The 24,302-nt window shown below is 66.7% G+C and carries 22 protein-coding genes, 1 other RNA gene and 1 pseudogene; 8 read left to right on the forward strand and 16 right to left on the reverse strand.

Annotation, left to right across the window (positions count from 1 at the left end; all coding sequences use genetic code 11):
• Together U5914_RS03030 and U5914_RS03035 are read left to right on the forward strand one after the other, a co-directional pair.
• Positions 1-115: pseudogene (locus tag U5914_RS03030) on the forward strand (IS6 family transposase); the annotation flags it as partial.
• Positions 116-298: 183 nt separating this feature from the next.
• Entirely contained in the window at positions 299-2,659 is a 2,361-nt protein-coding gene (locus tag U5914_RS03035; RefSeq protein ID WP_336134072.1) for a DUF2298 domain-containing protein, read from the forward strand.
• Positions 2,660-2,687: 28 nt separating this feature from the next.
• Here the strand turns inward: U5914_RS03035 and U5914_RS03040 are convergent, their stop codons facing one another.
• From U5914_RS03040 to U5914_RS03055, 4 genes are all read right to left on the reverse strand, one after another.
• A complete protein-coding gene (locus U5914_RS03040) occupies positions 2,688-3,392 on the reverse strand; it encodes an SWIM zinc finger family protein (RefSeq protein WP_336134074.1) in 705 nt (234 codons plus the stop codon).
• A 305-nt stretch (positions 3,393-3,697) separates the two neighbouring features.
• Positions 3,698-6,637, reverse strand: coding sequence for an excinuclease ABC subunit UvrA (gene uvrA / locus U5914_RS03045; RefSeq protein ID WP_336134076.1), 2,940 nt, complete (start codon positions 6,635-6,637; stop codon positions 3,698-3,700).
• 44 nt (positions 6,638-6,681) lie between these two features.
• Entirely contained in the window at positions 6,682-7,731 is a 1,050-nt protein-coding gene (locus tag U5914_RS03050) for a DUF7261 family protein (protein WP_336134078.1), read from the reverse strand.
• Between the two features lie 145 nt (positions 7,732-7,876).
• A complete protein-coding gene (locus tag U5914_RS03055; RefSeq protein WP_336134079.1) occupies positions 7,877-8,614 on the reverse strand; it encodes an SDR family NAD(P)-dependent oxidoreductase in 738 nt (245 codons plus the stop codon).
• An 84-nt stretch (positions 8,615-8,698) separates the two neighbouring features.
• On the opposite strand from U5914_RS03055, the gene U5914_RS03060 reads away from it, so the two are divergent.
• Both U5914_RS03060 and rnpB read left to right on the forward strand, forming a co-directional pair.
• Positions 8,699-10,063: an LVIVD repeat-containing protein gene (locus tag U5914_RS03060; RefSeq protein WP_336134081.1), complete on the forward strand. Its 1,365-nt coding sequence runs from the start codon at positions 8,699-8,701 to the stop codon at positions 10,061-10,063.
• A 64-nt stretch (positions 10,064-10,127) separates the two neighbouring features.
• An RNA gene (gene rnpB, locus U5914_RS03065) (RNase P RNA component) lies at positions 10,128-10,519 on the forward strand.
• A 48-nt stretch (positions 10,520-10,567) separates the two neighbouring features.
• On the opposite strand, the gene U5914_RS03070 is transcribed toward rnpB, so the two are convergent.
• From U5914_RS03070 to U5914_RS03085, 4 genes are all read right to left on the reverse strand, one after another.
• Positions 10,568-10,930: a hypothetical protein gene (locus U5914_RS03070; RefSeq protein ID WP_336134083.1), complete on the reverse strand. Its 363-nt coding sequence runs from the start codon at positions 10,928-10,930 to the stop codon at positions 10,568-10,570.
• Positions 10,931-11,103: 173 nt separating this feature from the next.
• Positions 11,104-12,216 (reverse strand): aminopeptidase, encoded by a 1,113-nt coding sequence (locus U5914_RS03075; protein WP_336134084.1) that lies wholly within the window; start codon positions 12,214-12,216, stop codon positions 11,104-11,106.
• A 381-nt stretch (positions 12,217-12,597) separates the two neighbouring features.
• Positions 12,598-14,334, reverse strand: coding sequence for a nitrite/sulfite reductase (locus tag U5914_RS03080; protein ID WP_336134085.1), 1,737 nt, complete (start codon positions 14,332-14,334; stop codon positions 12,598-12,600).
• 116 nt (positions 14,335-14,450) lie between these two features.
• A complete protein-coding gene (locus U5914_RS03085; protein ID WP_336134087.1) occupies positions 14,451-14,795 on the reverse strand; it encodes a DUF8134 family protein in 345 nt (114 codons plus the stop codon).
• Positions 14,796-15,100: 305 nt separating this feature from the next.
• Here U5914_RS03085 and U5914_RS03090 point away from each other — a divergent pair, with 305 nt between their 5' ends.
• Both U5914_RS03090 and U5914_RS03095 read left to right on the forward strand, forming a co-directional pair.
• On the forward strand, positions 15,101-15,226 hold the full coding sequence (locus U5914_RS03090; protein ID WP_336134089.1) for a hypothetical protein: 126 nt from the start codon (positions 15,101-15,103) through the stop codon (positions 15,224-15,226).
• Between the two features lie 98 nt (positions 15,227-15,324).
• Entirely contained in the window at positions 15,325-15,981 is a 657-nt protein-coding gene (locus tag U5914_RS03095) for a DUF7119 family protein (RefSeq protein ID WP_336134091.1), read from the forward strand.
• 272 nt (positions 15,982-16,253) lie between these two features.
• Here U5914_RS03095 and U5914_RS03100 read toward each other — a convergent pair whose 3' ends face one another.
• Positions 16,254-16,421 (reverse strand): DUF7331 family protein, encoded by a 168-nt coding sequence (locus U5914_RS03100; RefSeq protein WP_336134093.1) that lies wholly within the window; start codon positions 16,419-16,421, stop codon positions 16,254-16,256.
• Positions 16,422-16,545: 124 nt separating this feature from the next.
• Between U5914_RS03100 and U5914_RS03105 the strand changes: the two genes are divergently transcribed.
• Positions 16,546-16,788 (forward strand): DUF8001 family protein, encoded by a 243-nt coding sequence (locus U5914_RS03105; protein WP_336134094.1) that lies wholly within the window; start codon positions 16,546-16,548, stop codon positions 16,786-16,788.
• A 77-nt stretch (positions 16,789-16,865) separates the two neighbouring features.
• Positions 16,866-18,128 carry a threonine synthase gene (gene thrC / locus U5914_RS03110; protein ID WP_336134095.1) on the forward strand — a complete coding sequence of 421 codons (1,263 nt, stop codon included), beginning with the start codon at positions 16,866-16,868 and terminating at the stop codon, positions 18,126-18,128.
• A gap of 4 nt (positions 18,129-18,132) precedes the next feature.
• On the opposite strand, the gene mnhG is transcribed toward thrC, so the two are convergent.
• From mnhG to mbhE, 7 genes are all read right to left on the reverse strand, one after another.
• Positions 18,133-18,528 carry a monovalent cation/H(+) antiporter subunit G gene (gene mnhG, locus U5914_RS03115; RefSeq protein ID WP_336134096.1) on the reverse strand — a complete coding sequence of 132 codons (396 nt, stop codon included), beginning with the start codon at positions 18,526-18,528 and terminating at the stop codon, positions 18,133-18,135.
• Between the two features lie 61 nt (positions 18,529-18,589).
• Complete coding sequence (locus tag U5914_RS03120) at positions 18,590-18,880, reverse strand: MrpF/PhaF family protein (protein ID WP_336134097.1); 291 nt, start codon at positions 18,878-18,880, stop codon at positions 18,590-18,592.
• The gene (locus tag U5914_RS03125) at positions 18,873-19,517 is read right to left on the reverse strand and encodes a Na+/H+ antiporter subunit E (protein ID WP_336134099.1); all 645 of its coding nucleotides are present in this window, start codon (positions 19,515-19,517) and stop codon (positions 18,873-18,875) included. Before U5914_RS03125 ends, U5914_RS03120 begins: the two co-directional genes overlap by 8 nt.
• Positions 19,514-21,103: a complex I subunit 5 family protein gene (locus tag U5914_RS03130; RefSeq protein ID WP_336134101.1), complete on the reverse strand. Its 1,590-nt coding sequence runs from the start codon at positions 21,101-21,103 to the stop codon at positions 19,514-19,516. Before U5914_RS03130 ends, U5914_RS03125 begins: the two co-directional genes overlap by 4 nt.
• Positions 21,104-21,445: a sodium:proton antiporter gene (locus U5914_RS03135; RefSeq protein WP_336134103.1), complete on the reverse strand. Its 342-nt coding sequence runs from the start codon at positions 21,443-21,445 to the stop codon at positions 21,104-21,106.
• Entirely contained in the window at positions 21,442-21,906 is a 465-nt protein-coding gene (locus tag U5914_RS03140) for an MnhB domain-containing protein (RefSeq protein ID WP_336134105.1), read from the reverse strand. The genes U5914_RS03135 and U5914_RS03140 overlap by 4 nt, the downstream gene beginning before the upstream one ends.
• Entirely contained in the window at positions 21,903-24,245 is a 2,343-nt protein-coding gene (mbhE, locus tag U5914_RS03145; RefSeq protein ID WP_336134106.1) for a hydrogen gas-evolving membrane-bound hydrogenase subunit E, read from the reverse strand. Before mbhE ends, U5914_RS03140 begins: the two co-directional genes overlap by 4 nt.
• Positions 24,246-24,302: the final 57 nt, after the last annotated feature.

Genomic DNA, 24,302 nt, shown 5'->3' on the forward strand with positions numbered 1-24,302 from the left:
CTTTAGAGAAGTAAAACGGCGTACCTCTTCGTTTTCAAATACGTTCAGCCACGTGAAGCCGACGACTGCAGAATCGTGGCTTCAAGCCTTCGCTGTCTGGTGGAATCATGCCTAACTTAACACGACCAGCTGTTTATCCATTTCATGTGACGGCTTCCGCTTTCGGACGGCCACGTTTCGGGGGATGGAGCGCGGACGGTTCCTCGGCGGCCCACCGCGGTCGCCGTCGCCCCGCTTTGCCGACGCTCGCCCGAGCGTTCACAAAACACTTACCCGCAACTCGACATTCCCGGCAGACATGGAGTGGCTCCCCGTCCTCGTGTACCTCCTCGCGCCGGCGGCGCTGACGGTGCTCGGCGCGCCCATCGCCGCCCTCCTCTTTCGGTCCCTCCCCCGGAAGGGTGCCGCGTTCGCCCTCCCGACGGCGCTCGTCCCGTTCACGATTACCGTCTTCTGGGTCGGTCAACTCACCTTCGGCCTTCACACGCTCGTCGTCGGCCTGGGCGTCCTCGTCGCCGGCGCGATAGCCGCGACTCGCCTCGGCGCCGCCCCGGAGTGGCGGTCGGTCGCCGCGATGTACGGCGTCTTCGGCGTCGGCTTCCTCGTGATGGTCGCCTTTCGGGCGGCCGACCCCGGCGTCACGGCCGCCGGCGGCGAGCAGTTCCTCCATTTCGCCCTCGTCAACGCGCTCGAACGCGCGAACACGCTCCCGCCGGAGGACATGTGGTTCGCCGAAAAGCGCCTCAAGTACTACTACGGCACCCAACTGCAGGTCACCAGCCTCTCGATGCTCACCGGCACGCCGCTCCGCTACGGCTTCAACCTCGGCATCGCCGCCTTCTACGGCCTGCTGTTCGTCGTCGCCTACGGCGTCGCCGGCGCCATCGTCCACCGTCAGGGCTACTCCTACCGGCTCGGCGGCGCCTTCGGCGCGTTCTTCGTTGCCCTCGCGGGCCCGACGACGACGGCCATCCGCCTCGCGACGCCGTACCTGCCCGAACCCCTCGCCGACCCCATCGAACCGGCCGCCTTCGGTTTCGTCGCCGCCCGATTCAACGGTGGCGACCTCGCACGGACCGTCGCGGACCTCTCGAACCCCCTCGACTGGGGCTGGTGGTACACCCGCTATGTCGTCCCCGGGACGATTCAGGAGGTGCCGCTGTACTCCTTCGTCAAGGCCGACCTGCACGGCCACACCTTCGCCAACGGCTACGTCCTCTTCGCCGGCGCGCTCGCGCTCGCCTACTACGCGACGCCCGCCGGCGAGCGCACCCGCCGCCGCGCCATCGTCTTCGGCGGCCTCGGCGCCGTCGCCGGCCTCTTCGGCTTCATGAACACGTGGTCGCTCCCGACGGCGGCCGGCCTGACCGTACTGGCCGTCGCCGCGGCCGACTCGCATCCGGCGACCCTGCTTCCGGACCCGTTGGCCGAGCGCCTGCAGGGCTCGCCTGCCTCGCCCGAGGACCGAACCGCGTGGCTCGCCCGCGAACTCTGGCGGCTGGTCCTTGCCGCGTTCACCGGCGTCGCCGTGCTCGCCGTCGGCGTCGTCATCGCCGCCCCGTTCCTCGTCTTCGGGCAGGTGCCGACGAACGACGGCATCGGCTTCCTCCCGCCTCGGAGCCCGCTCGGACCCTTCCTCGTCATCTACGCCGGGCTGGTGGCCGTCTTCGCGCTCTACGTCGCGGCACGCGGGTGGCCGGCCATCGAAGACGTCTCGAAGCCGAAGGTGGTCGCCGGCGGCTTCGCCCTCCTCGCCGTGATGGCTGCGACCACCGGTATCCTCGATTTCGCCGTGTTGGCGGTACTCGGCCCGCTTATCGTCGCCGGGTGGCTACTGGTACGCTCCGGCCGGGGGGATTTTGCCCTCGTGTTGCTCGTCGCCGGTGCGGGACTGCTGCTCTCCTTCGAACTCGTCCACGCCAAGCTTCCGCTGGTCGCCAACCCCCGCTGGAATACGTCCCTGAAGGTGGCCGTCCAGGGGTGGACGCTCGGCGCGGCCGGCGCGGGCGCGGCGATAGCCGTCCTCCTCGCCCGCAGTTACGAGCGATTGGGCGAGGCGTTCGATTCGCGAGTGGCCGGAGGTGGTCCCCCATCGAACGGCGTCGACACGGCACGACTCCGGGCGCTGGCGCCCGCCGCCTTCATCGTCGTCGTTCTCCTCGCCAGCGCGGTGTTCCCGACGATGATGTTCGCGACCGAAATCGGCTCGGAAATCGACGGGAACCGATACAACCCCTCGATAGACGCCCATCAGGCCGCCGACCGGTTCCACCACGAGGAGTACGAGGCCCTGCGGTGGCTCGAGGACCGCCCGGGTCGGCCGACCATCGTCGAAGCGCCCGGCGACTCCTACGACTGGACCAGCCCTGCCGCCACCTTCTCCGGCTTGCCGAGCGTGGTCGGCTGGGACCACGAGGCCGAATACCGCAGTCCCGAGGCCTACGAGCGCCGCGTCGACCACGTCGACGAGATGTATACCGGCGAGTGGGCCACGGCGGCCGCCCATCTCGACCGCTACGACGTCACCTACGTCTACGTCGGCCCGAACGAACGCGAACGCTACGGGGAGGAGATGCGGGCCTTCGACCGCGAGGCGTTCACCGTCGCCTTCGAAGGCGGTGAGGTGACGATATACGAGGTCGACCGCTCCGAGCTGTAGTCAGTCGGCAAAACAGGCGCTTTTCGGCCTACTCGATGAGCATCTCGTCGCGTACCGCCAGCCGCGAGTAGGGGAAGGCATAGCGCGGGCGCTCGTCGAGGTCCGCGTCGGCGTCCGCTCGCGGGTCGGTCGCCTCCCCGCTCGCGCCTTCCGCGGCGCTCCGCGCCGCGCTACCCGAAAAGGGGTAAACCACTTCGACGACGGGGTCGTCGCTCGGGTAGCCCTCGTTCTTCGGGTAGTCGGCGACCGTCGAGTCGGCGGCCTCGATGTAGCGCTCGTGGGCCAGTTCCTCGGTCAGTCGGTAGACGACGACGGTGTCGCCGGTCTCCCTGTCGGTCGCGAGGTCGCCGCGTTCGAGCCAGCAGTCCCCGCAGAGTTCCGGGCCCGTTTCGGGGACGAACGACTCGTGGCCGCAGATGGTACAGTCGGCGCGCTTCTTGCCGGGCGGGGGGACCCGTCCCTCCGTCACCTCGATGGCGACTCGCCGGAGGTGTTTGCAGCGCTCGCCGCGGATTTCGTGGTCCGGGCAGGTGCAGTCGCTCCGCGGAAGGTTCACCATGTAGGTCGCCCCGGACTGGCTTTCGACCGCGTATCGACCGGCCCCGAGCGAGCGGACGGCCATCGCTTCGGTCCACGCGCGGGCCGAGCGGTCGTCGAGACGGCTGGTATCGGGTGCCAGCGGCCGCCGAGCGTCGGAGTCCGATGACGCGGATGTGTGTGCAGGATGCGTCATATTCCAGTTGAAACGTAGGTGTTCGACGCTTATGAGTCGTTCGGCGATTCAGGGTTTAAACGGGTTAAAAACGGCGTATAAAGGGTGTTTCAGGTCGGAATTAGTATCCGCCGAGCGGGGCGTTCGAAGAACGCCCCCGAGGCGGTTCCCGGCGACGAGGCGCGAAGCGCCGAGTCGCCGTAGCGCGCACGGACTGGAGGCGACCTGAAGGGTCGCCGGAAGGAGTACGCGCGCATATTTTCCCCATGTTTTTGCCCGACTGAGCGTGCCGAAGGCGCGCGAAGGAGGTGCAAAAAGTGGGTGGTCTAGTCGTCGTCGGCGCCAGCGGCCTTGCTTCGTCCGCTCCGCGGCCCTTCCAGTTCGACGGCGGGCAGCAGGTCACGGAGGTAGCGGCCGGTGTGGGAGGCGTCGGTCTGAGCGACGTGCTCGGGAGTGCCCTCGGCGACCAACTGGCCGCCCTTCTCGCCGCCCTCGGGGCCGAGGTCGACGATGTGGTCGGCGTTCTTCACGAGGTCGAGTTCGTGTTCGACGACGACGACGGTGTTGCCGTCGTCGGTCAGGCGGTGGAGGACGTCGATGAGTTTGCGTTCGTCCTCGCTGTGGAGGCCGGTGGTGGGTTCGTCGAGCAGGTAGAGCGTCTCGCCGGAGTCCTTCTTGCCGAGTTCCTCGGCGAGTTTGATGCGCTGGGCCTCCCCGCCGGAGAGGGTCGTCGAGGGCTGGCCGAGGCGCATGTATCCCAATCCGACGTCCTTGAGCAGTTCGAGGCGGCGGCGAATGCCGGAGTGGCCCTCGAAGAAGTCGTAGGCCTCGTCGACCTCCATATCGAGGACGTCCGAGATGGTCGCGCCTTTATAAGTGACGTCGAGGGTCTCGTCGTTGTAGCGGGCGCCGTCGCACTCCTCGCAGGGGACGTAGACGTCGCTGAGGAAGTTCATGTCGATTTTGACGGTCCCCTGGCCGCCACAGGACTCACAGCGGCCGCCCTTGACGTTGAACGAGAAGCGGCCCTTCTTGTAGCCGCGCTGCTTCGAGAGTTTGGTCTCGGCGAAGAGTTCGCGGATGTGGTCGAAGACGTTGGTGTAGGTGGCTGGGTTCGAACGGGGCGTCCGGCCGATGGGCGACTGGTCGATGAGCCGGACCGTCTCGATGTTCTCGATGCCCTCGATGTCGTCGTGCTCACCGGGGAAGACGTCGGTGTCGTTCATTCGCTTGACGAGACCCTTATAAAGAATCTCGTGCAGGAGCGTCGACTTGCCGGACCCCGAGACGCCGGTAATCGCGGTGAAACTGCCCAGCGGGAAGTCGACGTCGAGGTCCTTGAGATTGTGTTGGCGCGCGCCACGAACCGTGAGGTAGCCGTCGGCGTCGCGGCGGGTCTCGGGCACCGGAATCTGCCGTTCGCCCGAGAGGTAATCGCCCGTCACCGATTCCTCGGCGGCCATCACGTCCTCGACGTCGCCGTTGGCGACGACCTCGCCGCCGCGCTTGCCGGGGCCGGGGCCCATGTCGATGACGTTGTCGGCACGCCACATCGTCTCCTCATCGTGTTCGACGACGACGAGGGTGTTGCCCAGATCGCGGAGGCCTTCGAGGGTGTCCAGCAGTTTGTCGTTGTCTCGCTGGTGGAGGCCGATGGAAGGTTCGTCAAGCACGTAGAGGACGCCGACGAGCCCCGAGCCGACCTGTGTCGCGAGCCGTATTCGCTGGCTTTCGCCGCCGGAGAGGGTCGAGGCTTCCCTGTCGAGGGTCAGGTATTCGAGGCCGACCTCCTCCATGAAGCCGAGGCGGGCGCGAATCTCCTTGAGTATCTCCTCGGCGATTTTGCGCTCGCGGGCATCGAGGTCCGCATCGAGGTTCTCGAAGTGTTCGAGGGCGTCGCCGATAGAGAGTTGGTTGACTGCCGTAATCGAAGTGCCGGCGACGAGCACGGCGCGGGATTCGGGCTTGAGGCGCGTCCCCTCGCAGGCGGGACAGGTCGTCGTCGCCATGTAGTCCTCGATGTGCTCGCGGGTGGACTCCGAGTCCGTCTCGATGTACCGGCGGTCGAGGTTCGGGATGACGCCCTCGAAGCGCTTCTCCTTGCGTCGGGTGCCGTTCTTGGTCTGTCGCTTGAAGACGACTTCCTCGTCGGTGCCGTAGAGGAACTGCTCCTGTACCTCGGCGTCGAGGTCCTCGAAGGGGGTGTCGACGCTGACGCCGAAGTGCTCGGCGACGCTGTCGAGGCGCGTCCGGTAGTACGACCGGTTGTAACTCCACGGCTCGAAGACGTTCTTGATGGGCTTGCTCGGGTCTTTGATGACGAGGTCCTCGTCGACCTCCTTCGTCTCGCCGATGCCCTCACACTCCGGGCAGGCACCGTGCGGCGAGTTGAACGAAAAGGAGCGGGTCTCGATTTCCGGCAGGTCGATGCCGCAGTGGGTACAGGCCAACTCCTCGGAGAACTCGGCGACGAGGCGGTCGTCATCGTTGCCTGCGAGGTCGCCCGTGCTTCGGGATTGGGTCCCGATATCGGCGTCTTCGGGTGGGTCCGGGAGGATGACCTTCAGGACGCCCTCGGCCTCTTCGAGTGCGGTTTCGACGGAGTCGGTGATTCGGGAGCGAGCGTCGTCTTCGAGTTTGACGCGGTCGACGACGACGTCGATGGTGTGGTCGTAGTTGTCGTCGAGGTCCGGCGTCTCGACCGAGAGGTCGTACTCCTCGCCGTCGACCTCGACGCGGGTGTACCCCTCCGAGACGAGTTCGTCGAAGAGGTCCTCGAAGGCGCCCTTCTGGTCGCGGACGACGGGTGCGCCGATTTTCGCGCGGGTACCCTCCGGCAGTTCCAGCAGGCGGCGGACCATCTGCTGGGCCGATTGCTCGCCGACTTCGCGACCACACTCGGGACAGTGCGGCGTTCCGACGCGGGCATACAGCAGGCGGAGGTAGTCATGGAGTTCGGTGACGGTCCCGACCGTCGAGCGGGGGTTGTTGGCGGCGTTCTTCTGGTCGATGGAGATGGCCGGCGAGAGGCCCTCGACGTTCTCGACCTGCGGTTTGTCCATCTGCCCGAGGAAGTTACGCGCGTAGGCGGACAGCGATTCGATGTAGCGGCGCTGGCCCTCGGCGTAGACGGTTTCGAACGCGAGCGACGATTTCCCCGACCCCGAGAGGCCGGTGACGACGGTGAACTCCTCGCGCGGGATGGACACGTCGATGTCCTTCAGGTTGTGCTCGGAGGCACCGCGGACGACGATGTCGTCGGTCATTATCGGTTCGAGGAACTGGCCGAGTGAAACCCTGTCGGTTGCGGCTACGAGGTGTCTACTTCGGTCCCGGGGTGGACGCGCACGACCCGACTGTGGGTGATGTCGTCCCGCGAGTAGTGGCTCTCGACGCGGGCGTCGTAGATGATATTAGTGGCGTAAGGGGACTGGTCGTCGCTGGCGTCGTGGAAGTACTGGTCCTCGTAACTGGTGGTGCCGATGGCGAGTTCGTAGGTGCCGCCGCTGCGGGAACCGCTGTCGTCGTCGTCGGCGTTCTCATACCGGATGTCGACGGCGCTGTCGAGGACTTCCTCAAATGAGAGGGCTTCGCAGTCGTCTCCGTTCACTGTGTTATTAGTGATGTTTACGACGACCTCCTCGGTGTCGGTCGCGACATCGACCGAACAGCTATCCTTCGTCAGGTCGTCGAACCCACTCGCTCCGTCTATCTCTGCCTCCTGTCCGCCAAAAACAGTGACGTCATCGTCGCTCGATTCGTGGTATATATACACTTCCCAGACCACGCTGTTTCCGCCGGCGTCTTCGCCTTGAAACCGTATCCGGAACGTCTGATTGACGAGAGTGCCGAAGTCGGATTCCGATCCTTCATGGAGGAATCCACGCTGTGTAGCAATAGTGTACCCTCGGAGCTTCGGTATGTCCCGGGCGAGCGTCCAGTTGCCCTGCCCGGAATTCGTGCCACCGGCGACGAAGCTCTTCGAACTGTTGGTGTGTTTGAGGTGAGTGCCGTTGGTCCGGTCGGTCACCGTGAACTGATAGGCAGCCCCGCGTTTGGCGTGCTGGTCGGTGGTGCTGTTGCCGATGTCGCTGACGATGTCGTCGAAGGCTCGGTTCGCCTCGTCGTGCGAGGCGTTGTTGTGGCGGTTGACGTGGCGGATGGCCCGTTGGACTTCGGCCTCCCCGCCCCCGAGGGTGGTCGTCACCTCGGCGCTGTCGGTGCTTTGGCGGGTCGAGAGGTTCTCCGTGTAGATCGCCGAATTAAGCACTAACGCCAATCCGACCAGGATGATGGCGAGTGCGAGCGCCGTGATGATAAGCAGTTGGCCCCGCTCGTCCGCGGGGCGGTCACCGAGCATGTACGATAGCTGATTCGCTATCGGGACTAATCAATGTATTCGCCGGTTCACACCTCGTAGGGGTATCGTAGCCAACCGACCACTTCGAGGTCCGTCCTTCGGCGGCGTATCTCGGGGCCACATCTCCGAGGGGGGAGACTCCCTCTCAGACCGATTCGGGGAGCCACCCGCCGTCGATTTCGACGTTCTCGCCGCTGATGTACTCGGTCGATTCGTCGACGAAGAACAGCAGCGCGGCGACGATGTCGTCGGGTTTGGCCCACCGGCCGCGCGGGGCCTCCTCGGGGAACTCGTCGCTGGTCTCGACGACGTACGGCGACACCGCGTTAACCGTGATGCCGTCGTCCTGTGTGTCGGCGGCGAGCATCCGCGTGAACATGAGCACGCCCGTCTTGGCGACGAAGTAGGGGAAGTTGGTCGGCGAGACGGAGGCTCGTTCGGCCGAGGCGTAGCCGACGTTGACGATACGGCCCCATCCGGCCTCGCGCATCGGGCCCAGCGCGCGCTTCGAACAGAGCATCGTCCCCGTCAGGTTCGTGTCCATGACCATCCGCCACGCGTCGAGGTCGATGTCAGCCCAGTGGTCGGGCGCGAAGTTGCCGACGTTGTTGACGAGGATGTCGACGCTCCCGAGTTCGGCCTCTATCGTTTCGAACGCGTCATCGACGGAGTCGGGGTCGGTCACGTCGGCCTGGACGGTGATGGCGTCGACGCCGCGGTCGCGGGCCTCCTCGGCGGTGGCTTCAGCCTCCGCGTCGCTGCTGCGGTAGTGGACGGTCACGTCAGCGCCGGCGTCGGCCAACGCGAGAACGAACGCGCGGCCGACGCCCTTCGCGCTGCCGGTGACCAGTGCGACCCGGCCCGAACAGTCCGGTCGAATCATACCCCAGTTTCGGGTTGGTACGGGCAAATAGCTGTCCCGCGAGGGCCGGAAAGCATAGGCACTCCCACTCCTAACTTCGGCCGAATGCATCGTCGGTCGCTGCTGAAGGCCGGTGTCGCCGGAGCATCGAGTTTCGCCTTCACAGGCAACAGCGCCGCCCACGAGGGCCACGGCGGCGGCGAGGCCGCCGAGGACGGCGGTTTCGAACCGCTCGATAGCCTCTCGCTTCCCGGCGCCAAGGAACTCGTCGTCGACGACGGCGTCGCCTACGTCGCCACGACCGACGGCTTCGCGACCGTCGACGTGTCGGACCCGACCGACCTCACGGTGCTCGCCGAACGAGACGGCCTTCTTGCCGACCACCCTGACGGCCCCCTCGAAGGCATCTACGACGGCAAGGTGGGCGGCGAGTACTACGCCATCGGCGGCCCGCCGAACGGCCGTTCGGACGTTCCCTACGCCGCCGTCGTCTTCGACGTCTCGGACCCTGCGGCCCCCGAACACGTCCTGACCTACGAGACGGACTTCTACCACCACAACCTCGCAACCAACGGCGAGACGCTGTACCTCTGCGGCAACGACGGCGAGGGCAACCCGCTGGTCTGTGTCGACATCGAATCCGGCGAGGAGGTGGGCAGGTGGTCGATTCTCGACGCGGACGACCGCTGGGACGACGTCTACTGGAAGATGTACGAACTCCACGACGTGTGGGTCGAAGGCGGGGTCGCGTACCTCTCCTACTGGGACGCCGGCACGTGGCTCGTCGACGTCTCCGACCCCAGCGACCCGACGCCCATCGTCGACCTCCGGGGACAGGACCCGGCGGAACGCGCCCGACTCAGTGACTCAGAGGCGCTCGAACGGCGGCTCTATCTGCCCGGCAACGACCACTTCGCGATGCCCCAGCGGGGCGTCGATAGCGACCTCGTCGCACTCAATCAGGAGGCGTGGGGCGAGGAGGGCGACGCCCCGACGAGCGACCTCGGCGGCGTCGAGTTGTGGAACGCCGCCGACGAGGAGCGACTGGCTCGCATCGAGGCACCGGAGACGAGCGACGCTCGCTTTCGCGGGGGCGTCTGGACCACCTCGCACAACTTCGCGTTCGTCGGCGACCGACTCTACACCTCGTGGTATCGCGGCGGCCTGAAGGTCCACGACGTCTCGGACCCGACCGACCCCGAGGAACTGGCCCACTGGCGGGACGCGGATTCGACCAGTTTCTGGACGGCCCAGCAGGCCGGTGACGCCGTCATCGGGTGTAGCTGGCAGGACCACACGCTCGATTCGCCGGCGGAGGGGGCGGGACTCTACGCGCTTCCGGACCCCGGCGGGCCGCTTGATTCGTCGGGGACGGCCGGCGAGACTGACGGTGTCGGGGCTGGCCTCGGCGCGGCCACAGGGCTGTTTGGGCTCGGCGTGGCCGGGCTCTATCGATGGCTTCGGGACTGAGGACGAACGTCGGTCGTCCTCCGCCACCGAACGCCTTAAAAGCGCGACTCGTCTATTTATCAACGGAAGAGGATGCCCGGTCCCCGTGCCCCGCTTTCGACGGCGTTGCCGTCGCAGCGCGTGCATGAGGAAAGTCCCCCCACCGTCCGGGCAGGCGACCGGGCGCAAGCCCGGAGCGGGAGACCGCTGGCTCTGGAACAGAAACGAGACCACCCACTCCGACCGATGAGGCGCGTGGGCCGCCGATGGCGGCCCGCGGCGCTTGCGGTTTCGCCGCAAGCGCGCGAACCGACCCGCAAGGGAAGGGAGCTAACCCGCGGAGGGCAGACGAGTGGGAACGGATGGAACGGCGAATCCTCGCCGGTGCAAGCTCGTCGACCAAGGTAGCCCGGACACACAGACGAGTGCTCAGCCGAATGCCGGGTGGAAACAGAAGGGGGCTTACTATCCTCAGCCGATTTCGACCGCCCAGCGGCGCGTTTTGCCGTCGGCGCGTTCGGTTCCTCACTCCTCGGCAGACGGACAGACGCTGTCGACGGATTCGTCGACGAACTCGGCGTAGGTAGCCGACAACTGTCCCGTCGAGAGCAACGCCCGGAAGAACCGGTCTTCGGCCCGTTCGCTGGCGTTCTCGACGGCGTCGAAGCCGTCGTCGATGGCGCCGTGTGCGCGGTGGGAGGTGATACCCGTCGTCTCCTCGGCCGAGCTGAGGTTGAGATGTGTCATCGCCCGTGCCGCCGCGAGCGTCTCGTGGTGCATCGTCGAACCGGTCGAAACCAGTTCGAAGGCGGCGCTGCTGAGTTCCTGCTGGGCCTCGACCGCACTCGGGAGCGGGGAGAACCGCCCGCCGGGGAGTATGCATTGCATGGTGGCATCCCGTGAGTGTCGAACCGTCGCCGAGCCCGTGTTAACTTGGGCGGCGTTCAAAGTTGTATTCGGACTCGCGCTGATACGGCCTACCAGCGCGCCCTGTTTAGTAGTTGTGGTGATTGATGGTTCTCGATACCATTTATTACCAAGGAGTATCGGTCGGTCGTCAGTTATCCCTCGAAGCCGTCCTCGAAGCGGAACGTCCCGTTCCGCTGTACCACGTCGCCGTCGACCTCCATGCGGGAGGCTTCGGACATGTCCGTAATCATGTCGACGTGGACGGCCGACTGGTTGCCCTCCTCGCCGTCGGGCATGTTGGCGTCGTAGGCCCGGCCGACCGCCATGTGGACGGTGTCGCCCATCTTCTCGTCGAAGAGGATGTTGTCGGTAAAGCGGTCGATACCGCGGTTCATCCCGATACCCAACTCGCCCAGTCGGCGGGCACCCGCGTCGGTGTTCAGGATGGTTTCGAGTTCGTCCTCGCCCGTCTCCGCCGAGAAGTCGACGACCTCGCCGTCCTTGAAGGTGAGGTGGACGTTCCGCACGCGGCGAGCGTTGAGCGTCATCGGCACGTCGAAGAACACCTCGCCCTCCGTCGCATGAGGTGCGGTGAAGACCTCGCCGGACGGCAGGTTGTGGGAGTCGTAGGCAACCGAGGCCGCGGAGTTGACTGCCGTGCGACCCTCGATGGACATCGTGATGTCCGTCTTCGGTTGGTCGTCGCGTTCCTTGACGATGCGGACCTCCGCGCCGTCGTCGAGGATTTCCTTCATGTTGGCCATCTTCTCGGCCAGCGATTCCCAGTCGCGCAGGACGGCGTTGTAGACGAAGTCCTGATACTCCTCGTAGGCCATGCTGGCCTGCTGGGCGAGACTCCGGGTCGGGTGGACCGTCGACACCCAGTCGGTGTCCATCCGGGCCTCCCGAATCCCCTCGCGGGACTTCGAGTAGGCCTGACGCACGTCGCTGTCGAGGTCCGCGGTCGCCGTGGTGTTGCGGCCGCCGCCGATTCGCAGCACCGAGTCGGCGTTCTCGTAGAGGGCCAGTTCGTGGCTCGGGTCCGCCTCGAAATCGCCGTCGTGAGCCTTTAAATACGCCCGAGACACTTCGTCGGAGCCGTAGGTCGTCACGACGTTGGCGCCGACCTCGCCCAGTTTCTCCGCCACGGCAACCCCGAGTTCGTGGGCGTCCTCGGCGACCGACAGCACCACGTCGTCGCCTGCCTCGGTTCGTGCGCTCCACTCGACCAGTACCGCCGCGTGCTCGCGTACGCGCTCGTCCATCGCCCACCCATTCGCCGCGCGAGGGTTTATAAGTCGGCATTCGAGGTGAAACGGGGGGCGTCGCTATTCCAGACGAAGCAGAGGTTCCTCTACAGGGGTGGTGTTTCGGGTGGAGCTCACAGAAAGTGACCAACCGACTACCGAGGGTAGATATTAAACAACTTATAAAGAAAGCATCCGCCGAGTGGGGCGTTCGGAGAACGCCCCCGAGGCGGTTCGCCGGACGAGGCGCGAAGCGCCGAGTCCGGTAGCGCGCACGGACTGGAGGCGGCCGAAGGCCGCCGGAAGGAGTACGCGCGCATATTTTCCCCAAGTTTTTGCCGAGAACCGGGGTCGCGCCCGCTGCGGGCGCGACCCGTGTTCTCGTGCAAAAAGTGGGTGTTAGTCGTCAGCGGGAGTCGGCGACGCGTCCATCTCGGTGTCCTCGGCGTATGGATACCACGTCATCTTCGTGTTGCCGAGGTAGGGGTCCTCGTAGGAGGTTTCCTCGGGTTCGGCGAGGCCGTTGAGGTACTCCTCGTCGTGGCGCTCGATGTAGTCGCGGAAGGACTCGCCCTCGTTGCTCTCCTCATCGTAAATCTCCAGCAGGTTCTCGATGTAGCCGGGCACCTCGTCGGCGGCGACGCGCATCTCGATCCAGTCGGCGAAGCGGGGGTTCTCCCCCAATCCGCCGCCGAGGCCGATGTCGAAGGCCTCGACGGGTTCGCCGTCCTTGCGGGTCTTCATGCCGCGCAGGGAGATGTCGGCGATCTGGGGCTGGGCACACGAGGCGGTACAGCCCGACAGGTGGATGTGGAAGTCCTCGACGCCGCTGGGGAGTTCGACGTTGTTCTTGAGCCAGCGGGCGTAGCGGACCATCCGGTTTTTCGTCTCGACGATGGAGAGCGAACAGTACTCGGTGCCCGTACAGGCGATGGAACCCCGCATGAACGGGTGGGGGTCCGGCGAGTAGGTCTCCAAAAGCGGTTCGTCGAGGAAGTCGTCGAGGTCCGCCTCGGCGATGTCGGAGACGATGAGGTTCTGTCGCTGGGTGATGCCGACGATATCGGAGCCGTACGCCTCGGCGAGGTCGGCGAGTTCGATGACGTCGTCGGCACCCATCCGGCCGACGAGGACCGAGAGGCCGACGAAGTAGTCGCCGTCGACCTGTTCGTGGACGCCGACGTAGTCGCCGGTCTCGTCGTTGCGGCCCGAGTTGTAGGTGTACTGCTCGCGGAGGTCTTCGCCCGCGGTGGGGAGTTCGAAGTCGACGTAGTCCTCCTGGAGGACGCGGCGGAGTTTGTCGGTGCCCCACTCGTCGACGAGGAACTTGATGCGGGCGTTGAAGCGGTCCTCGCGGTCGCCGTGGTCGCGGAAGAGCGCGGAGATGCCGCCGGCGACGTCGGCGATGGTCTCGGTGGTGACGAAGACGTCGATGCTGCGGGCCATGCGGGGCTCCTTGCGGGAGAGGCCGCCGCCGACCTTCACGTTGAAGCCCTTCTGTCCGTCCTTGATGGCGGGCTCGAAGCCGAGGTCGTTGATCTCGGCCTGCCCGGAACCGCGGGTGTCGCCGGTGACGGCGACCTTCCATTTCCGGGGGAGGTTCGAGTGGTCGTCGTTGCCCTTGAAGGTGTCATTGAGTTCCTTGATGACCGGCCACGCGTCGATGTGTTCCTTCGCGTCCTTGCCGGCCATCGGCGAGCCGACGATGTTCCGCCAGGAGTCGCCGCAGGCCTGAATGGTAGAGAGGTCGTGTTCCTCGAGCGCCTCGAAGATGTCCGGAACGTCCTGCAGTTGAATCCAGTGCAGTTGGATGGACTGGCGGGTCGTCCAGTCACAGTAAGCGCCGCCGAACTCGGGGTTCTCGACCGGTCCGGTGGCGTACTCCTTGGCAACTTCGCCGACGACCCGGAGCTGTTCGGGCGTCAGGCGACCGTTCGGCGTCCCGATGCGCATCATGAAGTAGGATTCCTGGCCCTTCCGCTGGTGGTACAGTCCCCACCATTTGAACCGCTCGAACCAGGCGTCGCGTTCGTCCTCGGGGATGGAACTCCACCCCTCCTCGGCGAACTCCATGAGGTGGTCCCGGATTTCCGCACCGTAGACCTCGTCCTTCCAGCCTTCGACCTTGCTCGGCATACACGGATGCTACAGTCCGATACATATACGGCCGCTCTTGTCGTCAATCCTCCCCGCGGGTCACCTCTAGCGGAGAATAGTGCCTCTTTCTCTCGGACGGACGACCTCCGTCGATGTCAGTCCCCGTCGGCCTCGGCCAATCGGGTGCGCCGTTCGGGGACGTGGACGCTCGATGGGTCGACGGCGTAGAACTCGCCCTCGTCGGGGTCGACGACGCGGCCGAGGGTCAGCCAGTCGGTGACGCCGCTTTCGCCGCAGTCGATACACTGGCCGGCGATGCGGCCCTCGATGTTCGGGTGGTCGACGCCGATGGAGACGAACCCCTCCGCGAGGAAGTCGGCCATCTCGCAGTCGCAGAAATCGTGGCGTGCGAGCCACCAGAGGTCGCTGACGTTGACCTGTCGGCTGTCGTTGACGCTGAGCCACGCGCCGTCGTCCAGTTGGTGTACCGAGGTGGGCATACCCGCTCTCGACCCGCCGGCGGGGTAAGGCCGTCGGCGGGGACAGCGGTTGCCGGTCGTCACGGGATTCGGTGACGGCCGTCGCCGGTCGTCCCGACTTCCGTCGGCGGGTTCGGCTGAATTCCGGCGTCTCAGAAAGGGGAAAGCAGTTCCTGCAAACGGGAGCATGGGTAGGGATTACAGCAGAGGGCGGCGTTATACGGGTACGGCGGATACGGGTGAGTGATGACAGACCGTCAGCCGGTGGGCACCCGCCAGCATGCGCCTGCGGACGTCGCCCCCGAACTGTACGAGGAGGACGGACGATGAGTCGGACGGGTAACGAGCCGGACGAGGACATCGACACCAGCCATCTCGATGGCGTCGAGGACGGCTGCGGTTGTACCGAGATCTGGGAGCACATGTCGGACGAGCGAGACGCCGACGACTAACGCGATGGCGTCGCCATCGTCCCGCGCTCGGCCCGCTCCGTCGACGAACGCACACTGCGCCGAGACGCTTTTCACTTCGGTCGCCGTATCGGGATTCAATGACCCAGCGCCCTGACGGTGACGAACCGCCGGCGGACCGCGAGTCGCCGGTCGGCGAACCCGTCATTCGTGGCGACCCGCGGGTCGCCGGCGAGAGCGCGGTCCAGTTCGACCCGGACGACCCCGAAAGCCTCGCGCAGGCCGCCGACACCGTCCGGCGCTTCGCCTCGAACACCGTCGGGAGCGAGGACAACGTCTACATGCTCCGGGGAGCGGCCGCCTGTGCCGCGCTCGTCCGGGGTACCGGCTCGTATAAGGCCGCCGCCGAACGCGCCGACGGCGAGGCGACGGTTTCGTTCATCCGCAAGTGGGCACGGGTCCACGACCTGCCGCGCTCCATCCGTCGACACGTCGCCCTGGGCGAAATCGCGCCCACCGCGGCCAAACACATCGCCCGCGTCTCCGGGGAATCGCGCTTCCTGCTGGCGTGGGCGGCGCTGGACCACGACCTCACCGTCCGGGAGGTCCGGTCTATCGCCTCCCGCGTCAACGAGGGCATGAGCGTCGAGGACGCGCTGGCCGCCGAAAGCATCGACCTCGGGCAGGTGTCGCTGTCCCTGCCACCCGAGACGTATCGAGAGCTTCGGCGCCACGCCGCTTTAGAGGACACCGACCCCGAGAACGTCGTGGCCGACGCACTTGAGGAGTTTTTATAAAACATCCACACCACTCGGTCGGGAGGATGGGCCGGCCGCACGGCCGGCCATCCGACCCGGGGAAGGGCAGGGCTGTGCGGTTGTTGTTCCTGGTGGAATGAAAGGGCGAGGCCCGCTGGCGTTTATATAGTCATTAATCAGGCCCTATCCGAGCGAGCGGAGCGAGCGAGGATATCCTGATTAACGACCGCCAGCGGGCCGAGGGCTTTCCGGCTGTTCGTGGTCGAGTCGTCGCTAGGCTATACTAAAAAAGAATGCAGCATCACGCACGCCTAGGCCGCCGCTTCGAGGTCTACGGCGTCGTCGGATTGTATCCACGCCCGGTGGTTGTTCTGGTCGTAGATGACGACCTCGCCGGATTCGAGTTCCATCTCGACACACCGGTCCCCGCGGACCGGGGGGCTGACCTCGCTGCCGTCGTCTTCGAGCGGCGGTGACATTGGTGGTTCACGGGCGGTCTCGCCCTACACGAGGAGGTTGTCGGCCAATATTGATAAATGTTACCACGGCTCATGATTGATGGCTTTGCAAGCGGTGAAGTACCGCGGGTCCGTTCGAACGGGTATGAGTGGCCCGACGGTCATCGAATCCGGCGAATACACGGCGGGGGAACTGCTGGACCGGCTGCGGGAGGGCGAGCGGCTCGTCGTCCAGACGAAGGTGCTCGGCAATCCCGAGGAGATGACGCTCCGCTACGACGGGACGACCTATTACTGCGATTCGCCGACGACGCTCCACAAACACGACTCCCCCGAGGAGATGCGGAAGTGTATGCGCCACTACGGCTACGTCCGTGAGGGGCAGTAGCCGCCGGGTCGTTCCGGATGCCAGCAGCATCGGCGTGAAACGGCCCCTTTTTGCGACTCCGTACCGCAGGGCCACTAATGGCTGACCTCGCGCTCCCCGACGAGCCGACGGCGCCCGACGTCGCGACCGACGGCGTCTGGCTCCACTGCATCGAATGCGGCGAACAGTTCGCCCCCTTCGAGGACATCATCTACACCTGTAGCGACTGTGGCGGCCTGCTGGAGGCCCGCTACGACCGCTATCCGACCTTCGATGACTTCGAGGGGTCGGGCGTCTGGCGGTACGCCGAGTCGCTGCCCTTCGAGGAGGGCGTCACCCTCCCCGAGGGCGACACGCCGCTCCATCGCGTGCCCCGCCTCGAAGACGAGATCGGCGTCGAGGCGCTTCGGGTCAAACACGAGGGGATGAACCCCACCGGCTCCTTCAAGGACCGCGGCATGACCGTCGGCGTCCGCGTCGCCGAGGAACTCGGCGTCGGCCGTCTCGCCTGTGCCTCGACGGGCAACACCTCCGCGGCGCTCGCGGCCTACGGCGCGCGTGCGGCCCTCGAAACGCTCGTGTTGCTTCCGGCCGGCAAGGTCGCGGCGGGCAAAATCGCACAGGCGAGCCTCCACGGCGCGCGCATCCTCGAAGTCGACGGCAACTTCGATTCGTGTCTCGACATCGTCCAGGACCTCGCCGACCGCGGGGAGGCCTACCTCCTCAACTCGCTGAACCCCTTCCGGCTGGAGGGCCAGAAGACCATCGGCTTCGAAATCTTAGAGGAGTTCCACGCCGACTACGGCCGGTTCCCGGACCGCATCGTTCTCCCGGTCGGCAACGCCGGCAACACCGCCGCCCTTTATAAGTGCTTCCGGGAGATGGTCGCGGCGGGCGAACTCGACGAGGACGAGGTGCCCAAACTCACCGGCGTGCAGGCCGAGGGCGCCGCCCCGATGGTCGAGGCCATCGCGGAGGGCAACGAGGACACCCGCCGCTGGGAGGACGTCGAGACCATCGCGACCGCCATCCGCATCGGCAATCCCGTCAACGCGCCGAAGGCCCTGCCCGGCATCAGCGAGACGGGCGGCACGGCCGTCGCCGTCTCCGACGAGGAGATAACCGACGCCCAGCGCACGCTGGCCGGCGAAGGCGTCGGCGTCGAACCCGCTTCCGCCGCCTCGGTTGCGGGCCTCCGGAAACTCCGGGATGAGGGCGTCGTCGGCGACGACGAGGACGTGGTCTGTCTGACCACGGGCCACCTGCTGAAGGACCCCGACGCCGCCGCGAAGGCCGGCGCGGACCCCGAACCCGTCGCAAACGACACCGAGGCCGTGCTGGAACACCTCGCCGAAGAATAGGCGGCTACTCCTCGTTTTCGTTCGCGCCGTCGCTTTCGTCGTCGGGCGGTCTCTCCCGCTCGTTTCCGCCCTCCTTGCTCGGCCACGTCACGCCGCCGAGGAAGGGCACGCCCGTCTTCTGGGCGGCCCGCGAAATCATGTGCGCGCCGGTCGGCACCGTCAGAAAGAGGAAGACGATGCCGACGAGCGAGGTCAGGCCGGCCCCGCCCGGCCCGAAGTGGACGAACCCGGCGAAGAAGACGGCGGCCGTCCCCAGCGTCGTGGGCTTGCTCGTCGCGTGCATCCGGTTGTAGACGTTCGGAAAGCGCAGCAGGCCGACGGTCCCGACGGTGAGGAAGAAGACGCCGACGACGGCGAGGGCGGCGGTCGTCAGGGACCGCACGGCTTCGAGTTCGACCATCGCTATCGGCCTCCCGTGTGTCGGTTCGTCGCCAGTATCGAGTGGATTCGTGCCTGCATGGTTACTCCCGTCGGGTGATGATGTCGCCTTCGGTGACGTACTTCGCGACCGTGACCGTCGAGAGGAAGCCGATGATGGCCAACACGAGGCTGACGGTCACGAAGAGGCCGCGGTCGGTCTTCAGCGCGAAGAGGACGGCGATGGCGACCACGTTCGTCGCGATGGCGTCCAGCGCGACGACGCGGTCCGGTACCGTCGGCCCGCGGATGACCCGATAGCCACACAGCAGACACAGCGCCGCGGTCACGACGATGGCGGCGTCGATGACGTCGGCGGCGAGGGCTTCACTCATCGGTGGCCTCCTCCTCGCCCCGGTTGGCGAGGTGTTCCATCGGGTCGGCGGCGTTTTTCGGCTCCGGTGGGTAATCAGGCGGGTGGACCCGTATCTCCGGGGCCTCGTCGCCGGGGGCGAGCGGTTCGTCGAAGATGCGGAGCGCGTAATCCTCCCAGTCGCGTATCGGCTCGACGACGGCGTCGACGTCCCGACCGTCGATGACGTGGACGTAGAGGGCGTTCTCGTCGGGGTCGTGGTCCATCGTTACCGTCCCCGGCGTCAGCGTGATGCTGTTGGCGATGGTGGTCACGCCGAGGGCCGTCTCGACCCGCAGGGGGATGAGGATGACCTGCGGTTCGATGGCCGACCACGGGACGAGCGTCCGGTAGGCGACGTCGACGTTCGCGACGACGATCTCCTTGCTGAAGGCGAGGATGTAGAAGAGGACGTACGGGACGATAGTGACCGTTCGCGCGAGGTCGACCTCCTCCTCGTAGAGCCGCCGGAAGACGTAGGCGACGGGCATGCCGACCGCGAGGCCGAACAGGAAGCTCCCGGCCAACCCTCGCGGCGTCAGCGCCGCGCCGCGAACGAACATCCACAGGATGCCGAACAGCACCCCGGCGACCAGCCAGCGTCGGGTCGTGATGCTCATGTCGTGTCACCTCCGGGCGCGACCGCATCGACGTAGGCCTCCGTGTCGAGTGCCGCCTCCGCGGCGGCGTCGGCGAACGTGTAGACCGGTTCGAAGCCGACGCCGACGAGGACGACGAGCGCGGCGAGCGTCGCCACGACGGCGACCAGTCGCCGGTCGACGGGGTCGGTCTCGACGGCTTCGGTCGGCGTCCCCCAGAAACACTCGGTCCAGGCCCGCGTCGAGTAGACGAGCGTCAGGAACGCGCCCGCCAGCAGGACGGCCAGCAGGCCGACCGAGGCGACCGTCGGGGCCGCCGCCAACCGGACGACCGCCGCCTCGAAGACGACGAACTTGCCGAAGAAGCCGACCAGCGGCGGGACGCCGATAAGCGAGAGGCCGGCGACGAAGAAGGTCGCCGCGAATAGCGAGGAACGCTCGGCGAGGCCGCCGAGGTCCGCGATTCTCGTCGTCCCTGCCGTATCGCGGATGACCGCCGCCGAGAAGAAGAGCAGGCTCTTGGTGAGGGCGTGATGCAGCGCGTAGATTAGCGCGGCCACGATAGCGAGGTGTCGGAGGGAGTCGCTGACCGTCGCGGCGGCGACGGCGACGGGCGCGGCGATGAAGCCGACCTGCCCGATGCTGGAGTAGGCAAGGAGACCGTCGAGGTGGCTCCGACTGACCGCGCCGAGGCCGCCGACGAGGACGCTGGCGGCGGCCATGACCAGCAGAACGGGCGCGAGGAAGGCAAGCGGCGAGTCGCCGCCGAAGAAGGGCGTGGACAACGAGGCGTCCGCGAAGACGGTGAAGTACAGGCGGATGATGGCGTAGATGCCGACCTTCTTGGTCACGCCCGCGAGCATGGCCGCGATGGGTAGCGGCGCCGCGCGATACGCCGAGGGAACCCAGAACTGGAAGGGGACGAGGCCGGCCTTCAGCGCGAAGGTGGCGAGGACGAGCGCCGAGAAGCCGACGACCGGCGCCGTTTCGATTCCGGTGGGGTCGGCCAGCACGACGGCCATGTCGGCCATGTTGAGCGTGCCGACGGTCGCGTAGAGGCCGCCGACCGACAGCAGCATGAATATCCCGCCGAGGACGTTCAACACGACGTAGCGGGTCGCCGCCGCGGTGTGCTGGGCGTCGCCGTAGAAGGCGACGAAGACGTAACTCGCCATCAGCATCGTCTCGAACCACACGAAGAGGTTGAAGAGGTCGCCGGTGAGGAAGGCACCGGTGACGCCCACGAGCAGGAAGCCGAAAAGCGGGTGGTAGTAGACCTGCTGGTTTCGGGGGTCGATGAAGCGCACCGAGACGACGGCGGCAAACAGCGTCACTACGGCGGTCATCGACAGCATGAACGCCGACAGCGCGTCGACGACCAGCGTGATGCCGAAGGGGGCCGGCCAGCCGCCGATCTGATAGGCGACGGCGCCGGTCGCCTCGGGCGCGAAGACCGTCCGATAGGCCAACAGGCCGACGACGGCGGCGTAGACGGCCGCCCCGAGGACGGTCGCCCCGCGCTGGAGGCGGGCCCGTCCCCGAAGCAGGAGCGTTCCGGCGGCCATGCCGAAGGCGACGAGCATCGGTGCGACGACGAGGTCCGCCATCTATGCCCACTCCCTGAGGTCCATGCTCTCGTTCTCCTGATAGGCGCGATACGACAGCACCAGCGCGAAGGCGGTCATGCCGAAACTGATGACGATGGCCGTCAGCACGAGCGCCTGCACCAGCGGGTCGGCGGTCGTCGGGAACGGCGCGTGGTGGGCCTCGAGGACGGGCACGGTGTCGGCGGTCCCCTCCCGGATTCCGCCCATCGTGATGAGGTAGACGTTCGCCGCCTGCGAGACCACGGCGACGCCCCAGACGACGTGGACGATGTCGTCTCTGAGCAGCAGGAAGGTCCCGAGGGCGAACAGCGCGCCGACCGCCGCCGCGATGCCGACGGTCATTCGGCACCCACCACCGAGAAGATAGCCAGCAGGCCCCCGACGACGACACAGAAGATGCCGATATCGAAGACCAGCGCCGAGGCGAGTTCGACCTCGCCGTACAGCGGCACGTCGTGGACGTAGGTGTACGTCTGGGTGAGGAACGGTTCGCCGAACAGCATCGGGACGACGCCGCTGGCGACGGCCACGAGCAGGCCGAAGACGAACAGGCGGCGGTAGGCTCGAACGGTTCGGTGTTCGAGGATGCCGATGCCGGGGTCGACCTCGCGGTCGAGGACGCCGACCTCCAGATAATCGAGGCCGTAGGCGACGTAGACCAGCGCGAAGGCCGCCACCGTCAGGACGCCGCCGATGAAGCCGCCGCCGGGGGCGTTGTGACCCTGCAGGAACAGCGAGAGGGCGACGACTAGCACGATGGGGACGACCACCCGCGCCGTCGTCCGCATGATGGTCGTCGTCATTGGGTCTCACCCCGGTCGCGCATCTCCAGCAGTACCAGTACCGACAGCGCCGCCAGCAGGACGACGGCGGATTCCCCGAGGGTATCGAAGGCTCGGAAGTCGGTCAGGATGACGTTGACGACGTTCGACCCGCCGCCTTCGGGGACCGCGTTGTCGACGTAGTACCGACTCGTCTCGGTCAGTGCGGGGTCGGGACTCGCGATGAGTACCGAGACGAAGGCGGTCACGCCGACCAGTACCGAGAGGGCGATGTCCCTGACGGCGACGCTCGCCCGCAACTCGGAGTAGAAGGCGGGCAACTCCTCGATGACCAGCAGGAAGACCAAAAGGAGGAGCGTCTCGACGACCAGTTGCGTCAGCGCGAGGTCCGGCCCGCTGGCGAGGACGTAGAAGACGGCGACCATGAACCCGAGGATGCCGAGCGTCAGCACGCCCGCGACGTGGGAGGGTGCGATGGTCACCGCCAGCGCGGCGACGACGGCGACCGCCAACACGAGCAATAGCGCGGCCGGCGCCCGGGGGCCGGGCAGCGAGGGCTGGACGGCCGCGGTCCAGTAGCCGAACAGCGTCAGGCCGCAGGCCGTCGCGAGCGCCCACGTCACGTAGGTCCGCAGCAGACCGTTGTGGACGACGGCATCGAGTCGCGAACTCGCGGTATCGAGGCCCTCCAGCAGGTCGGCATACAGCGCCGCGGGTTCCAGCAGGGTCGCGCCTGATTCGACGCGGGCGATGGCCGCCCGAATCCGCTCCGAGAAGGGATACGCCCCGCCCCCGACGGCCAGCGCGAGGACGCTCATGAGGACCGGCCCCGAAAGCGAGGTCGGGATGCCGGCGTGGATATCGACCGGTTCGAGCGTCGTCGCGCTCGCGGCGTCGTTGACGATGAAATCGAGAGCCGTGCCGGGTGCGACGCTGACGACGGCCGCCGCGACCGCGAGGACGGCGGGCGGCGCCACCAGCAGGACCGAGGGCCGGTGGGCGACCGCCGCGGTCTCGGGCCGGTCGCCGAAGAAGATGCTCAAAAACCGCAGCGAGTAGAGGACGGTGAAGACGCTGGCGAAGACGGCGATGGCCGGGTAGAGCCACGCGAGACCGCCCGCGGCGACCGCCGTCTCCCACGCCGCTTCGAAGAGTATCTCCTTGGAGTAGAAGCCGTTGAACGGCGGGACGCCGGCCATGCTCAGGCCGGTGACGACGGCGATGGCGGCGGTGACCGGCAACTCGCTTCGGAGGCCGCCCAACTCGTCCAGCCGTCGGGTGCCGGCCTCGTGGGCGACGACGCCGGCGACGAGGAAGAGCGCGGCCTTGAACAGGGCGTGGTTCAGCAGGTGGAAGGCGCCCGCCTCCGCGCCGTAGTGGGTCGAGAAACCGAACCCGGCGACCATCAACCCGAGGTGGCTGGCCGTCGAGTAGGCCAGCAGTTCCTTGATGTCGGTGGCGACGACGGCGAGGACGGCGCCGACGGTCATCGTCAGGAGGCCGACGGCCGCCAGCAGTAGGGTCCACTCCTCACCGATGAACAGCGGGCGGGTCCGGCCGAGGACGTAGACGCCGACCTTGACCATCGTCGCCGAGTGGAGGAACGCGGAGACGGGCGTCGGCGCGACCATCGCGTTGGGCAACCAGAAGTGGAACGGGACCTGCGCGGATTTGGCGCCCGCGGCGACCGCGAAAAGGACCATCGCCGGCACGAAGAGGCCGGCCTCGGTCAGTTCCGCGCGCATCGCCTCGCGTTCGGCGAGCATCACCGCGAGGTTGAAGGTGCGGCCGCCGAGTGCCGGCCCGCTGGCGACCGAAAGCACGAGCAGTCCGGCCAGCAGACACAACCCCCCGCCGACGGTCACGAGCATCGCCATCCGGGCGGAGTACAGCGAGGTCTCGTCGTCGGTGTGGTAGCCGATGAGGACGAACGAGCAGACGCTCGTCAACTCCCAGAACAGAAAGAGGGCGACGAGGTCAGACGCGAAGGCGACGCCGAGAATCGACCCGAGAAAGGCCGACAGCGCCATATAAAAGCGGCCGAGGTTCGGCTTGCCGTGCATGTAGCGGCCGGCGTAGGTGAAGATGAGGACGCCGATACCGCTGGCGAGGAGGGCAAAGAGCAGCGCCCACCCGTCGACGTAGAACCCAAGCGAGATGTCCCGCGAAGGCACCCACGACACCGCGACGCTTCCCTGCCGGCCGTGTTGGGAGGCGACCAGAGCGAAGGCGATGGCGGCGGCTCCGGCCCCGACGTAGCCGGCGGCGTCGCCGACGAACCGGTATATAAGCGGCATCGCCGCGGCCGCGACGAAGGGCAGGAGAACTGCCGCGAGAACGGCCGGGAGCTGCGGGTCCATCAGTTGTTCGTCACCACTCGCGGCGGGGTTAAATTAGTACGCTTCCGCAGTCCGGCG

Source organism: Natronomonas amylolytica (assembly GCF_037031205.1).
Taxonomy (GTDB): domain Archaea; phylum Halobacteriota; class Halobacteria; order Halobacteriales; family Haloarculaceae; genus Natronomonas; species Natronomonas amylolytica.

Coding starts and splice junctions, on each gene's coding strand:
- U5914_RS03035 (WP_336134072.1), top strand. CDS start 299: ATGGAGTGGCTCCCCGTCCTCGTGTACCTCCTCGCGCCGGCGGCGCTG.
- U5914_RS03040 (WP_336134074.1), bottom strand. CDS start 3,392: ATGACGCATCCTGCACACACATCCGCGTCATCGGACTCCGACGCTCGG.
- uvrA (WP_336134076.1), bottom strand. CDS start 6,637: ATGACCGACGACATCGTCGTCCGCGGTGCCTCCGAGCACAACCTGAAG.
- U5914_RS03050 (WP_336134078.1), bottom strand. CDS start 7,731: ATGCTCGGTGACCGCCCCGCGGACGAGCGGGGCCAACTGCTTATCATC.
- U5914_RS03055 (WP_336134079.1), bottom strand. CDS start 8,614: ATGATTCGACCGGACTGTTCGGGCCGGGTCGCACTGGTCACCGGCAGC.
- U5914_RS03060 (WP_336134081.1), top strand. CDS start 8,699: ATGCATCGTCGGTCGCTGCTGAAGGCCGGTGTCGCCGGAGCATCGAGT.
- U5914_RS03070 (WP_336134083.1), bottom strand. CDS start 10,930: ATGCAATGCATACTCCCCGGCGGGCGGTTCTCCCCGCTCCCGAGTGCG.
- U5914_RS03075 (WP_336134084.1), bottom strand. CDS start 12,216: ATGGACGAGCGCGTACGCGAGCACGCGGCGGTACTGGTCGAGTGGAGC.
- U5914_RS03080 (WP_336134085.1), bottom strand. CDS start 14,334: ATGCCGAGCAAGGTCGAAGGCTGGAAGGACGAGGTCTACGGTGCGGAA.
- U5914_RS03085 (WP_336134087.1), bottom strand. CDS start 14,795: ATGCCCACCTCGGTACACCAACTGGACGACGGCGCGTGGCTCAGCGTC.
- U5914_RS03090 (WP_336134089.1), top strand. CDS start 15,101: ATGAGTCGGACGGGTAACGAGCCGGACGAGGACATCGACACCAGCCAT.
- U5914_RS03095 (WP_336134091.1), top strand. CDS start 15,325: ATGACCCAGCGCCCTGACGGTGACGAACCGCCGGCGGACCGCGAGTCG.
- U5914_RS03100 (WP_336134093.1), bottom strand. CDS start 16,421: ATGTCACCGCCGCTCGAAGACGACGGCAGCGAGGTCAGCCCCCCGGTC.
- U5914_RS03105 (WP_336134094.1), top strand. CDS start 16,546: ATGAGTGGCCCGACGGTCATCGAATCCGGCGAATACACGGCGGGGGAA.
- thrC (WP_336134095.1), top strand. CDS start 16,866: ATGGCTGACCTCGCGCTCCCCGACGAGCCGACGGCGCCCGACGTCGCG.
- mnhG (WP_336134096.1), bottom strand. CDS start 18,528: ATGGTCGAACTCGAAGCCGTGCGGTCCCTGACGACCGCCGCCCTCGCC.
- U5914_RS03120 (WP_336134097.1), bottom strand. CDS start 18,880: ATGAGTGAAGCCCTCGCCGCCGACGTCATCGACGCCGCCATCGTCGTG.
- U5914_RS03125 (WP_336134099.1), bottom strand. CDS start 19,517: ATGAGCATCACGACCCGACGCTGGCTGGTCGCCGGGGTGCTGTTCGGC.
- U5914_RS03130 (WP_336134101.1), bottom strand. CDS start 21,103: ATGGCGGACCTCGTCGTCGCACCGATGCTCGTCGCCTTCGGCATGGCC.
- U5914_RS03135 (WP_336134103.1), bottom strand. CDS start 21,445: ATGACCGTCGGCATCGCGGCGGCGGTCGGCGCGCTGTTCGCCCTCGGG.
- U5914_RS03140 (WP_336134105.1), bottom strand. CDS start 21,906: ATGACGACGACCATCATGCGGACGACGGCGCGGGTGGTCGTCCCCATC.
- mbhE (WP_336134106.1), bottom strand. CDS start 24,245: ATGGACCCGCAGCTCCCGGCCGTTCTCGCGGCAGTTCTCCTGCCCTTC.